The 12,227-nt window shown below is 62.2% G+C and carries 12 protein-coding genes; 6 read left to right on the top strand and 6 right to left on the bottom strand.

The genetic code is table 11. The features are described 5' to 3' along the window. Positions 1-2 precede the first annotated feature (2 nt). From OK411_RS04305 to OK411_RS04290, 4 genes are read left to right on the top strand one after another with little or no spacing between them, the layout of a single operon-like run. Positions 3-887: a type II secretion system F family protein gene (locus tag OK411_RS04305; RefSeq protein ID WP_110647080.1), complete on the top strand. Its 885-nt coding sequence runs from the start codon at positions 3-5 to the stop codon at positions 885-887. A 1-nt stretch (position 888) separates the two neighbouring features. Then, the gene (locus OK411_RS04300; protein ID WP_217879255.1) at positions 889-1,773 is read left to right on the top strand and encodes a type II secretion system F family protein; all 885 of its coding nucleotides are present in this window, start codon (positions 889-891) and stop codon (positions 1,771-1,773) included. A 23-nt stretch (positions 1,774-1,796) separates the two neighbouring features. After that, positions 1,797-2,519, top strand: coding sequence for a tetratricopeptide repeat protein (locus OK411_RS04295; protein WP_073471815.1), 723 nt, complete (start codon positions 1,797-1,799; stop codon positions 2,517-2,519). Between the two features lie 9 nt (positions 2,520-2,528). Then, positions 2,529-2,801 carry a DUF3613 domain-containing protein gene (locus OK411_RS04290; protein WP_130927037.1) on the top strand — a complete coding sequence of 91 codons (273 nt, stop codon included), beginning with the start codon at positions 2,529-2,531 and terminating at the stop codon, positions 2,799-2,801. A 105-nt stretch (positions 2,802-2,906) separates the two neighbouring features. Here OK411_RS04290 and OK411_RS04285 read toward each other — a convergent pair whose 3' ends face one another. The 3 genes from OK411_RS04285 to OK411_RS04275 all read right to left on the bottom strand — a co-directional run bounded on the left by OK411_RS04285 (position 2,907) and on the right by OK411_RS04275 (position 5,534). Next, positions 2,907-3,269 (bottom strand): DUF6124 family protein, encoded by a 363-nt coding sequence (locus OK411_RS04285; RefSeq protein ID WP_136492289.1) that lies wholly within the window; start codon positions 3,267-3,269, stop codon positions 2,907-2,909. Between the two features lie 908 nt (positions 3,270-4,177). Further along, positions 4,178-4,957: a response regulator gene (locus OK411_RS04280; protein ID WP_413694501.1), complete on the bottom strand. Its 780-nt coding sequence runs from the start codon at positions 4,955-4,957 to the stop codon at positions 4,178-4,180. Positions 4,958-5,063: 106 nt separating this feature from the next. Next, positions 5,064-5,534 (bottom strand): prepilin peptidase, encoded by a 471-nt coding sequence (locus OK411_RS04275; RefSeq protein ID WP_136492290.1) that lies wholly within the window; start codon positions 5,532-5,534, stop codon positions 5,064-5,066. 75 nt (positions 5,535-5,609) lie between these two features. Between OK411_RS04275 and OK411_RS04270 the strand changes: the two genes are divergently transcribed. Both OK411_RS04270 and OK411_RS04265 read left to right on the top strand, forming a co-directional pair. Next, a complete protein-coding gene (locus OK411_RS04270; RefSeq protein WP_024011435.1) occupies positions 5,610-6,056 on the top strand; it encodes a TadE/TadG family type IV pilus assembly protein in 447 nt (148 codons plus the stop codon). Further along, entirely contained in the window at positions 6,053-8,815 is a 2,763-nt protein-coding gene (locus tag OK411_RS04265; protein WP_264364473.1) for an ATP-binding protein, read from the top strand. The genes OK411_RS04270 and OK411_RS04265 overlap by 4 nt, the downstream gene beginning before the upstream one ends. Here the strand turns inward: OK411_RS04265 and OK411_RS04260 are convergent. From OK411_RS04260 to OK411_RS04250, 3 genes are all read right to left on the bottom strand, one after another. Beyond that, positions 8,800-10,797 (bottom strand): pilus assembly protein TadG-related protein, encoded by a 1,998-nt coding sequence (locus tag OK411_RS04260; protein ID WP_264364472.1) that lies wholly within the window; start codon positions 10,795-10,797, stop codon positions 8,800-8,802. The two genes, OK411_RS04265 and OK411_RS04260, sit on opposite strands and share 16 nt — an antisense overlap. Before the next feature lie 219 nt (positions 10,798-11,016). Next, positions 11,017-11,574: a DUF4136 domain-containing protein gene (locus OK411_RS04255; RefSeq protein WP_076565566.1), complete on the bottom strand. Its 558-nt coding sequence runs from the start codon at positions 11,572-11,574 to the stop codon at positions 11,017-11,019. 41 nt (positions 11,575-11,615) lie between these two features. After that, positions 11,616-12,227, bottom strand: a complete 612-nt coding sequence (locus OK411_RS04250) for a DUF4136 domain-containing protein (protein ID WP_016771850.1) — start codon at positions 12,225-12,227, stop codon at positions 11,616-11,618.

Genomic DNA, 12,227 nt, shown 5'->3' with positions numbered 1-12,227 from the left:
AGATGCTGGGACCGATCATTCTCATCGCCATCTGCCTGATGCTGCTCGGGCTGTCGATCTATCTGTTCCTGCAAGGGCTGCGCAAGACCGCGACGGAGAAAGTCCTCAATCGACTCGCCGCCGGACAACCGCAGCTGGCCGTCGAGCAGACCAGGTGGGTGGGGCTGGAGCGCATGTTTCTGCGTGCAGGACTGGGTCGGCCGAGCGAGCGTTTCGGCCTGTGGCTGAGCCTGTGGGCGGCGGCCATGGGCCTGGGATTTCTGCTCGGGAGCTGGGTTGGTTTGCTGATCATGTTGCTCGTCCCGCCCGTGGCGTTGCGGTTGTACATCGCCATTCGCTACCGACGGCGGATCCGCCGCATGATCGAACAACTGCCGCAACTGCTCGACCACACCGTGCGCAGCCTCAAGTCCGGGCGCACGCTGAGCGATGCGGTGCTGGGCGGCATCGAGGCCAGTGAAGATCCCTTGAAAGCGGCCATGGGCCGGGTGCAGCGCAACGTGCAACTGGGGGTGAACCTGCCCGATGCGGTCAGCGATTTTGCCGAGCTCTACGAGCAGGACGAATTGCGCATGTTCGCCCTCGGCCTGAAGGTCAATCACCGCTACGGCGGCAACGCCAGCGAGTTGCTGGAGAATCTGATCAAACTGATCCGCGAGCGCGACCAGGGCGCGCGGCAGTTGCGCGCGTTGACGGGGGAAACGCGCATGACCGCTTGGGTGCTCGGTTTGCTGCCGCTGATTCTGGTGAGCTACTTCATGCTGACCAACCCCGGCTACATGCTCGGCATGTGGCACGACGAAAGCGGCCAGACCATGCTGCTCAGCGCCGCCGTGTTGCAGGTGTTGGGCAGTCTGGCGCTGTGGCGCATGTTGCGGAGCGTTTGAGATGGTCTGGCTCGCGGCGTTGTTGTTGCTCCTTGGTTCGCTGTTATTGCTGGGCAATCACCTGCTCACCGAGCGCCGCCGCGTGCGTCAGGTGCATCAGCGCTTGCACGGCCAATTGGTGCGGGAGAACCGTTTCGGCCACTGGCTGCGCGCGCTGGGCAACAGCCGTTTCGGCCGGGGCTCGGTGAGCATCGACAGCGAAACCCAGACCCTGCTCGGCCGCCTCGGCTGGCGCCGCGCCAACGAACGCGCGCTCTTCGCCGCCTGCCAGATCGGCACGCCGCTGCTCGCTCTGGGGCTGGCGATCTTTTTGCAGGAAGTGTTATTCCCGCAGACCAGTCACCGCTGGATGGCGCCGATGTTCGCTGCGGGCGGCGGCTATCTACTGCCCAAACGCCTGCTCGCCTACGCCGCCGCCCGCCGACAGAAAACCATCGCCGTGGAAATCTCCACGTTCATTCCGCTGCTGCGCATCCTCTTCGAATCCGGCATGGCCGTGGAACAAGCGCTGCGCGTGCTCAGTGTCGAAGCGCAGAAACTGCTGCCGGAGCTGACCAGCGAACTGCGCCTGATCCTCAGCCGCGTCGACTCCGGTCTGGAGCTGGGTCAGGAGCTGAACAAGACCGCGGTGATGCTCGCGGTGGACGAATTCACCGACACCTGCGTGATCCTCCAGCAACTGATCCACCAGGGCGGCGGTGCGATGAAATCACTGCTGGCGCTCAAGCAATTACTGGACGACCGACGCCTGACCCGGCTGCAGGAATACATCTCGAAAATGTCGGCGAAGATGTCGGTGGTGATGATGCTGTTTCTGTTTCCGGCCCTGCTCATCGTTCTGGCCGGCCCGGGCTTCACCGCCATTGCTCGCGCGTTCGCAAACTGACCTTGGCTCATGGAGAGCGTTTGATGAAAGTACTGATAGTCATGGCAAGTCTGTTGCTGCTCAGCGGCTGCGCCACGGATGGCCAGGCGCCGTGGACCTCGCTGCTGTCGCCGTCCAGCTGCAGCAAACTCACGTCGGAGCAGGAACTGTCGCTGAACCTCGCCGATGATCTGGCCAGCGACGGCAAGCTCCACGCGAGCCTGGCCAATCTGCAAAGCCTGCCGGACAACCTCAGCGAAGTGCGCCTGCGCAAAGCCAAGGTCTATCGCCTGCTCGGTCGCAGCGAAGCCGAGCCGCTCTACCGCAGCCTGCTCGGCGGCTGCCTCACCGCCCAGGCCGAACATGGCCTGGGCCAGGTCTACGCCGCCCGTGGCGACAACGGCCAGGCCCAGGCCCACCTGCAACGCGCCGCGCGCCTGGCGCCCACCGACGAAAAAATCCGCAATGACCTCGGCGTGGTCTACCTCAACCAACTGCGCCTCAACGAAGCGAAATTCGAATTCCTCACCGCCATCGAGCTGAGCCAGAACAATCAACTGGCGACGCTGAACATGGTCACCCTGCTGCTCTACCAGAACGACTGGCCCCAAGCCGCAGAGGTCGTCAGCCGCTCGAAACTGACCCCGGAACAATTCACCGAAGCGCAGCAACGCGCAGAAAAACTCAAAGCCCCGACCAACGCCAAAGCCACACCCGGCGACCGCGTCGCCGCCTTCATCGACCCCCTACCGCCGACGCTCGAATAGGAGACAGCCATGACCATCCGCAAAGGCCTGTGCTACCTGACCCTGCTCACCCTACCCCTCGGCGCCCACGCCATCGACACCGGCCCGGCTTCAGCGCAGCAGCAGGAAACCGAAGGCTGGCTGGTCCTGCAAAGCCGCAACAAAGCCGCCTCACCCAAACCCCAAAGCGCCACCGCCACTGAACGCGAACTGGCGATGCAGCGCTGGCTGAAGAAATACCAGTACGAGATCCCGGATTTTTATGATCCGGATGCGGGCGGGAAGATCGAGAGCAAGAATTAGTTTGGTGGTGCCCTTGAAGGCCCCTTCGCGAGCAGGCTCGCTCCCACAGTCGACCGCGTGCTTTCGGTGGGAGCGAGCCTGCTCGCGAAGAACGATAACGCGGTTTCAGCTCTGCGGATCCACCCGATCCAGCGCCCGATTCACCGCCAACTCCGCCAGCATGACAATCTGCTGAATCGCCAACGCCGTGCTGCGCTGAAACCCGCTCAACTCGCCAGCGAAATTACTCGCCATCGCACTCGCTGACGCCAGCGACTCACAGGCATGCGCCAACAAGCTTTCGGTATCGACATTGGGCACCACCATGAACAGCGTGCTGGGCGGGTGCGGTTTTGCAGGTGCGGGGCAGAGATAGAAATCGAGCGCGCGTTTTATCGCTTCGCGGTTTTTCACCAGATCGTCGGCGCGCATGGCGTCTTCGAGCGAGGTGGTGGGGGATGGGGGTGGGTCTGGGATCAGTTTGTCCATGAGAACTCCTACTTGGCTGTCACGCCCTCTTCTGTCGTTTCCACACGACAAAAGGTGGCAGCTGTACGCAGGGTGGAAAACCGATAAGTAGGCAACCGGCCAGACCAAAGTCTGCCCACGCACAGCCGCCGCGACACAGTTTGCAGACGAACGAACACGCCGACAACGATTACGGTAGCAATGCAAAGCAACTACTTGAATTTCAGGTTTCCACACCTGACCGCTGAGTTGTCAGCGACAGCCAGAGACTAGTGACCCGACGTCCGACGGACAACCTGAAAACCTTGTGGGAAGGTTCTGGCAAATCAGACACAGATTTAAACAATCAAAATCAAAAGCACCCTCACCCTAGCCCTCTCCCAGAGGGAGAGGGGACCGACCCGAGTTGTTTGGGTCAGGTATGCCGACCTGAGATACCGAGTCGAATGCAAATTTTGAACAACCCGCAAATCGGCTCCCTCTCCCTCGGGAGAGGGCTGGGGTGAGGGGCGAATCCAGCGCAAAACGAAAGCCAGACACCGCATGCTTTTCACCACTCAAAACAATGAGCGCAAGCTCGAGTAGCTTTTGATCTTGATCTGGGAGCCCGTCGGCAGGCTGAGTGGAGGGATTGATCCGGGCGTGGGAGCGCAGCGACCGTACGACGCAGTCGTACACAGCGGAAGGAGGTGCAGCGAAGCAAACCGTAGCCGCTGCGCCAGGATCGATCCCGGAGCGAAGGAACCCCGAGCCCCAGCGAGCGGGCCGAACGTCAGGGCGAAGACCTTTTGGTTCCTTTGGGCTGGGCCGGCATTCCGGCGTTTGCCAAAAGGGACTCGCCGTAAGGGCGAAACCGCCAGCCGCAACACCCGAAGAAACGGATATTCACCCCAACCACCCAAAGCATGGTCGGCCCAAAGGCCGCCAAGTCAATGCGCAGTAACCCGCTGCCGCCCCGCCGAACTACCAGGAGAAAGCGCCAAAGCCAACTGCGTCCGATTATGCATATGCGTCAACCGCAACACCTGCGATACATACAGCTTCACCGTGTTCTCGGTAATCCCCAACTCACAGGCAATCTGATAATTGGTCTGCCCCTTGCCCACCAACCGCGCCACGTCCAACTGCCGGGGCGACAATTGACTGAACACCGCCGGCATCTCCACGGACTCAGGCTCACCATCACTCACCACCGGCACGGGCGAGCGCCGCACCTTGTCCAGATCCTGATAAAGGTCATCAATCGACTCGGACAAAAACTGCAACTTCTGATTCAAATGCCCCAGATGCAGATTCTTCTGCCGCTCCTGCAAAGCCAGTTCCTGGCGCTGCACACCCTCAAGCAACTCTGCCAGATCGATCGGCTTCTGATAGTAATCGGCAATCCCCGCGCGCAACGCCTTGATCACATCCTGCTTGTCAGCGCGGCCGGTGAGCATGATCGCCTCGAACACCCGCTGCTTGCCGGCCAGCCGCTGCAACGCCTGGATCAACTCGATGCCGTCCATGTCCGGCATGTGCAAATCACTCAGCACCAGACCGATGTCCGGGTCCGCCCTGAACAGCTCGATGGCTTCAAGACTCGAGTCGCACGGCACGCAACGGTAGCCACTGCTCTCGAGAAACTCACAGAGTTCTTCGACGATCAGCGGCTGATCATCGACCACGAGGATTTTTACCGAATTAGGCTTGTTCACGAACCACCCCATTTGCTCGGCCAACGCTGACGATTCCTGCACTTTGGTGGCGTATTCGCCTGAATTGAAAGTAGACCCACTTTCCGACTATGTACATAGAACTAGTGGCACCCCGCGATCAGGTGATCCAGTACAGCGAAAGCACTACACCTACCCACACGAACGGCGCAAATGGCAGCTTTTTTGACTTGTCCGGGGCCAGATGACGCACATGCTCTCTAACTCCTTGAGCCATATGAGGCCAGACTTTTGGCGCGAGCAGCAGCCACAGCACGCTGGCCACGCCCGCGCCGATAAACGCGCCAAGAACGAATATGCCGTTCGTCGCAAGACCCAGGGCTGTCATTAATTTCACATCGCCGGCGCCCATGCGGCCTAAGAAATAACCCGGCAGCGTCAGCAGCAGAGCGATCAGGCAGGCCCAGCCGCCCTGCCCCGCGTCGGCGCCCAGCCAAGTAGTGCCAGTCGCCAACAACCAGACCAACGCCAGCGCGCCGACGCCTAACGTCAAAGCATTGGAAATTCGCCGCTGCCGGGCATCTTGGGCGGCGCAGATCGCCAGCCAGATCAGAACAAGGGAAATCTGCATCCGCTGAAAGCCGTCCGTTTTGTCTGATTGATTCTATGCTGATACTACGCAGTGACTGTCAGGGTAGACGCACGCATGAAAAACGGCTTTCGCAGGTCGCAAAAAGGTGCGGTGGCGATCGAATTCGCCTTGGTGTTCATCATCTTTTTCGCAGTGTTTTACGGGTTGGTCAGCTACGGCCTGCCCTTCGTGATGATGCAATCGTTCAACCAGGCCACCGCTGAGGCGGTGCGCCGCAGCGTTGCGGTGGACCCGACCACGCCGAACTATTCGACGGTGGTGGTCAACACCGCCAATGCCGCGCTGACCCAGCAACTGCAATGGCTGCCTTCGGCCTTGAATCTGGTGGTCGGCACCGACACCAGTGCGGCCTACGACGCGGGGACTGGCACCCTGACCGTCAGCGTCAATTACCCGGTGAGCAAGCTCAATCAGATCATGCCGTTTCTGGTGCTGCCCGGGATCGGCACGGTGCCCAATCTGCCCACGCACCTGACCGCCCGCTCGAGCCTGCAATTTTGACCGCCGGCGATAAGCTTTTCGGGCGCTTGCTCAAGCGCGCCCCCGTCGCAGCCCACGACTTGCCGGACCACCTCGGCGCGCCGCCGATCGGCCTGCATTTTTATCTGGACGGCAACGGCGATGTGTTGCAGATCGCCGGCCCGCTGCGGCATTTGCTCGCCCAGCACAAACCTCAGGGTCAGCCGCTGCCGCTCCGCGCCTACCTGCTGCCGCACAGTCTGCTGACCATCGAAGGTCAGCCGCGAGACTGGCAAGGGCAATTGCTCGATCTGGATTTCAGCGGCCTGAATGATCAGCCGCTGCACCTTCGCGGCTGGGTGCAGCCACTAAACGATGGCTGGCAACTGCAGATGCTCGACATCGCCGACCTGTTGCTCGAACGTCAGCAGGCGCGCGATCGCGACGCCTGCCAGACCCTCGCCGCGCAGGTCAGCGATCGTCTGCGCACGTGCAGCCTGACGCGTCTGCCGACGGTGCTTGGCGAACAATTGCAGGCCATCGCCCAGCGCTGGCACATCCCCTGCCTCGCCGTGGCGTTACTGGATGAACAGGCCCAGGGCTGGCAGATTCATCAACAGTTTCGCGGCCACGATGCCCCGCAATTGTGGGAGGACGGTCAGCCGCTGGGCACGCCGCTGGACAGCCTCAACGGCAGCGCGCCGCAACGTCTCGCCGGCCCGCAGGGCCGCTATGAACACTCGCGATTGCAGGCCACGTTCGGCAACGCCAACGGTTTCGCCGTGCCCTACAGCAATGACCAGGGCGTGGTCGCGTGGCTGCTCTGCGGGTTTTATACAGTCGACAACGTGGCGCCATGGCTGACCGATCGCGACTGGCTGAGCCTGGCCGGCGCGCTGGCCGGGCCGCTGCTCAGCCGCTTGCGCGAGCAGCGCCATGTGCAATCGATGGAGCGCCTGGACTCGCTGCAAAACCTGCTCGGCACCGGCTGGTGGGAAATCAGTGCCGAAGAGCAGATTGCACTGGCGCCGACGCTGGCCTCGGCACTGGATCTCAGCGATCGCCTGCTGCCGGTAGAAGACTGGCTGTCGCTGTTTCATCCCGCCGATCGCGCCGAGTTGCGCAGCCGTTTGCGCGCCCTGCAACTGCAAGGAGAAGCGCTGACCCTGAGCGTACGTCTGCACCGCGCGGAGGTCGGCGCAGCGGCGACGTGGTATCGGATTCAGGGCCAGGTCAGCGGCACCGGTGAGCATCGGCGTCTGGTCGGCTTCATGCTCGACATCAGCGACATCCAGAATCAACAACAGCGCGCCGCTGCCGCCCATGCGCGGCTGGATAATCTGATTGCCAGTTCACCGGCGGTGATCTACGTGCAGCGCTATGCAGAAGGCGCACTGGTTCCGGATTTTTTTAGCGCCAGCCTGCAACCCTTGCTGGGCTGGACGCTGGAAGATTGCGACACGACAGCGCTGGTCGAGCGCGTGCATCCCGACGACCGCGAACTGTATTTCCAGCGCAACCGCCAGTTGCTGCGCGAAGGCTCGGTGCGTGCGCGTTATCGCCTGCGCGACAACCGTGGCGAGTATCACTGGCTGCTCGATGAAGCGAAACTGCTGCGCAACGATCTCGGGTTGCCGGTCGAGGCGGTGGGCCTGTGGCTGGACGTCACCGACGCGACGCTTGCCGCCGAGCAGGTGCGGCAAAGCGAAGAGCGTTACCGGATTCTGGTCGAGGACTCGCCGGCGATGATCTGCCGCTATCGCCCGGACCTGACGCTGATCTTTGGCAACCGACCGTTGGCGACTTATCTGGAATGCACCCCGGAACAACTGCCCGGGGTTGATCTGGGTGGGTGGATGTCCGAAGAACAGCGCGCAGCGTTCGTTCAGCGCTTGAGCCAACTGACGCCGGAACAGCCAGTGAGTACAGCGGAAATCAGCCTGCAATTGCCCGGACGCGAACACGCCTGGTGGGTGTGGTCAGATCGCGGCGTGTTCGACGAGCGCGGCCAGTTGATCGAAGTGCAAGCGGTGGGCCGCGACAACACCGAGGTGCGCCGCTCGCAACAACAACTCACCCAAAGCGCGAAAATGGCCACCCTCGGCGAAATGGCCACCGGCCTCGCCCACGAAATCAACCAGCCGCTCAACGTGATGCGCATGGCCATCGTCAACGTGCTCAAGCGCCTCGGCAACGGTGATGTACAGGTCGATTATCTGACCGACAAACTCAACCGCATCGACGCTCAGGTTCAACGCGCGGCTAAGGTGGTCGACCACATGCGTGTGTTCGGTCGCCGCTCGGAAATCGAACAACAATTGTTCAACCCGGCCCAAGCCATCGAAGGCACCTTGTCACTGCTGGCCGAGGGCATGCGCGGTAAAGGTGTCGATTTGCGCATCAGCGAGACTGCTTTCGAGGCGCAGGTGCGCGGCTACGTCGATCAGCTGGAGCAGGTGCTGATCAACCTGATGGTCAACGCCCGTGACGCCCTGCTCGGCAAGCGCGAGCACCACCCGGCATTCAAACCGTGGATTTCGATCTACGCCGAGCGTGACGAGGAAAGCGTGCGGCTGTGGGTCGAGGACAATGGCGGCGGTATCGATCCGCGTTTGCTGGAGCGGATCTTCGAGCCGTTCTTCACCACCAAACCGATTGGCGTCGGCACCGGCCTGGGCCTGTCGGTGAGCTACGGCATCATCGCCAACATGGGCGGCCAGTTGAGCGTGCGCAACTCCACGGAGGGCGCACGGTTCTGCATCGAATTGCCGATTGCCACGGATGATCAGATCACCAGATAGGCCTTGCCGGTCTGCCCGCAGGTCATGTTGGCGCCCACCTCTGTATCCATCAGGTTGATGCCCAGGCCTTTGAGCAGATTATTCAACAACGGGTCGAGCAAGGGACTGATCAAACCGGTGATCACTGGCAACAAGCGGTTGCTGACGTCGCTGATCAACGAAGCCACCCCAGTGACGATAGCGCCCAGCGGATTGCTGCCCACGGGTTTGTAGACGATCAGGTTGATGCCCGACAGGGTGTTCGCCAGGCTGCCGACGATGTTGCTGGTCGGCGCGGCCGGTAGCACGCTGGGCGGCAGTTTCAGATTGGCCGGGGTGGCGAAGGGTGTGGTGCTGGAGAACAGCAGATTCTGCATAGACTGCGCGACGCTGGTGTCGAGTTTGATGGCGATGCCGCCCGCGCCGTACTGGACGCGGGAGGCGGCATCGCAACTGCCGATGCCGAGAATCCTGTGGCAGGTGATGATGCCGAGATCGACCAGCGGCAGCGGCGCCACCGTTGGTTCGGCGACTGAAGAGAACGCCGCGACAGGATCGATCTTGCCGAGTTTGAGATCTGCCAGAGAGGTTGTTGTGGCGGCAGTCAGGCTTTTGCTGCCGCTGTCGTCGGTCGGGCAGCGGTAATCGGTGACATAGCTTTTCGCCCCGCCGGCATCTAGCGCGATGTCGATCTGCGGTGAGGGCAGCAGCTTCGGATCGAGCTGTTGGCAGCCGGCACCCAACAGGCAGAACACTGAATTGATTGTGTCCACCAGATTCAGGCTCAACAGCGCATTGAGCGTCGGCGTCAGCGTACCGACCAGGCCCAGCACCGCATTGGTCAGACCCGTCACCCCCGAGAGCACCGGCAAATTCACCGACAGCAGCGTGCGCACCTGCGCAGTGCGCACATAAATTCGGTCCGGTCCCAATGGATCGGCCTTGGCCCGCGCCGGATCGCCAATCGCCGAGAACTGCGGCGGTTCGATCACCTTCACCCGTACCGTGACACCGGCCAGCCCCAGCACGTTGACCGGCAAGGTCGCCGCCACCGCGCTTTTGCTGTTGGCCAGTTGCACCACGCCTTGCACCAGTTGCAGCAATTGCAGATTGGCATCCAGCCCCGCCGCCGTGGTGCCGGTCTGCAGTTGCAGGATCTCGCCGAGTCTGACCGGCGCCGCATTGATGGCGGCGACCTGCAACTGGCCCAGCGCGGTGACCACTTGCGCAGTCGCGCCGTTGAGTTGCACCACCGTCGCTGCGGCCTGAATCAACTGCGTCACCGTCGCTTGGGTATTGAGTAACTGCGTGTAATTGCCAGCACCGACGTTGAGGTCGATGGCCAGTTGATCGAGGTATTTGAGCAGGTTGATATCAGTGTGCAGCAGACCGTCCCAGCCCACCGCCGTGAGGTTGACGTTGCCGCCGAGCAACCCGGAAAACAGCGAATTGAGGATGTTCGACTGCGCCGTGTCGATGCTGGCGAGGGTGCTGCGAATATTCAGTTGGGCGACGGTCGGCTGCGGTTTCGCGGCAACTGCCGAAGCATTGAGCGTGGTATTGAGGCTGACCGGCGTGGCGCTGAACAGCGCCTGCACACCACCAGCAAAACTGCTGGTGACCGTACGACTGGCAGCGACTTTGACTGCGCTTGATTGCGTGGCATCGACAGTGAAACTGCGCAAACCGCTGGCAGCGGTGGCCAGTGTGCCGCAAGTGGTGACGAGCGTATTGGCGGCATCGACCACGTAACCATTGCGCAGCGCACTTTGCCCGGCATAACTGGCGGCGGTCAGCCCGGGCAGGCAATTGCCGCCGCGACTGACCGCTTCGAGGGCGGCGGTATCCACCACCCGCTGTAGTTTGCGCTGTTCCATGTACAGGCGACCGCTATCGACCACCAGCAACATCATCACCAGCGCCAGACTCAGGGTGGCAGCCGCCATCAAGCCGATCGCCCCGCGTTGCCGGGCCGGGCCGTTGCCTTGCGATCCTGGCGACATGGCGCACTCCTTTGCCGGCGCAGTGCCGAGCGCTACCTCCGTTAATGAAAAAGAGTGTAGACGCGGTCGGTCGAGAGTGCTGGCGTCACGCCATTCCTGTCACCAACGCCACTGTGGGAGCGAGCCTGCTCGCGAAAGCGTCGTGCCAGAGGATTCAATGCTGCATGACACACCGTCTTCGCGAGCAGGCTCGCTCCCACAGGGACGGTTCAGAGCGGTTCAACGCGGTGGATAGTTGGCCAGGATCCGTGTGACGGTCTCGCGAATGGCATTGCTGCGGTCAGCCGGATTCGGGCGGTTGCTGAGCATTTGCTCATCGCTGCCACGCCAGACCAGTTTGCCGTCCTTGCCGTCGAGCAGGTCGATCTGAATGGTCGCGACCTTGTAGGTGATGTTGCGCGTTTCGTTGTACATCGGTGCGCCCCAGTAGCCGTTCCACGGGCCGCCCCAACCGCCGCCGTAATTGGTCGTCACCTGCTGCTGCCGGTCCTCGACGATCAGGTAGGTCTGCACGCTCAGATCACCTTTGCCACCGCCGGCAGCCGGACGCAAACCGCGCTGATCGAGTTGATCGGACACCGCCTGGCGGATGCGCTGTTCGGTGAGGTCGCTTTTGATGCGCGGATCATCGGGGCGGTATTGCAGGGCCGGGTCTTTCCAGCTCCAGCTGCGATAAGCGGCAAAGTCGCGGCTGGCGTCGAAATCGTGATTGACCTGATTGGCGGCGCAGGCACTGAGCAGCGCGGCAACAGCGAGTAGAGCGAGACGGCGGAACATGATTTTTCTCCGGGTGAAGGCATGAACCTGCTGACACGACGTCAGCTGGGAGGATACGCCGCCATGGCTTTTTCCACAGCCTCGCGGATCGCATCGGCGCGTTCGATCTGATTGCCCTGGGTGCCGGTCTCGGCGCTGGCGCTCCACACTGGCTGACCATTGCCGGCATCGAACAGATCGACCCGCACCACCACGACCTGCTCCTGATAGGTGCGCACGATCGGCACGCTGTTGTACATGCCGTAACCGCGACCATAACGATCATAGCCGCCGTATCCGCCGTAGTAGCCGTAATCATCGCGCACCTGACGCAAACGGGTTTCCAGACGCAGGTCGGCGCTGACCAGCAGGTCGGCCGGGCGGTTGTCGCGCATCGGCCGCAAGCCGCGTTGGTCGAGGGCGTTGCTGACCGCCTCGGCCACTTGCGCCGAATCGGCCCACGCCGTGCCCGGCGGCAACTGCCCGTCGCGCCAGGCCCAGTTGCGGTAGCGCCCGTAATCACGCGGCGGCGCCGGGTAGGCGCTACGGTCGAAGGTGGTGGCGGCTTGCGGCGGTGCCGGCGGCAACGGCCGTGACTGGGCCACGTAGGGGTTGCTGCCTTGGCAAGCGGCCAACCCCAGACTTATCAGCAATAACCCGCATCGAGCTTTCAT

The organism is Pseudomonas sp. RG1 (genome assembly GCF_025910115.1).
GTDB classification, from domain to species: Bacteria; Pseudomonadota; Gammaproteobacteria; order Pseudomonadales; family Pseudomonadaceae; genus Aquipseudomonas; species Aquipseudomonas atacamensis.
This window is presented reverse-complemented; position numbering and strand designations above follow the sequence as displayed.

Excerpts from the sequence above, each read along its gene's own strand:
- OK411_RS04305 (WP_110647080.1), top strand. The coding sequence starts at position 3 with ATGCTGGGACCGATCATTCTCATCGCCATCTGCCTGATGCTGCTCGGG.
- OK411_RS04300 (WP_217879255.1), top strand. The coding sequence starts at position 889 with ATGGTCTGGCTCGCGGCGTTGTTGTTGCTCCTTGGTTCGCTGTTATTG.
- OK411_RS04295 (WP_073471815.1), top strand. The coding sequence starts at position 1,797 with ATGAAAGTACTGATAGTCATGGCAAGTCTGTTGCTGCTCAGCGGCTGC.
- OK411_RS04290 (WP_130927037.1), top strand. The coding sequence starts at position 2,529 with ATGACCATCCGCAAAGGCCTGTGCTACCTGACCCTGCTCACCCTACCC.
- OK411_RS04285 (WP_136492289.1), bottom strand. The coding sequence starts at position 3,269 with ATGGACAAACTGATCCCAGACCCACCCCCATCCCCCACCACCTCGCTC.
- OK411_RS04280 (WP_413694501.1), bottom strand. The coding sequence starts at position 4,957 with ATGGGGTGGTTCGTGAACAAGCCTAATTCGGTAAAAATCCTCGTGGTC.
- OK411_RS04275 (WP_136492290.1), bottom strand. The coding sequence starts at position 5,534 with ATGCAGATTTCCCTTGTTCTGATCTGGCTGGCGATCTGCGCCGCCCAA.
- OK411_RS04270 (WP_024011435.1), top strand. The coding sequence starts at position 5,610 with ATGAAAAACGGCTTTCGCAGGTCGCAAAAAGGTGCGGTGGCGATCGAA.
- OK411_RS04260 (WP_264364472.1), bottom strand. The coding sequence starts at position 10,797 with ATGTCGCCAGGATCGCAAGGCAACGGCCCGGCCCGGCAACGCGGGGCG.
- OK411_RS04255 (WP_076565566.1), bottom strand. The coding sequence starts at position 11,574 with ATGTTCCGCCGTCTCGCTCTACTCGCTGTTGCCGCGCTGCTCAGTGCC.
- OK411_RS04250 (WP_016771850.1), bottom strand. The coding sequence starts at position 12,227 with ATGAAAGCTCGATGCGGGTTATTGCTGATAAGTCTGGGGTTGGCCGCT.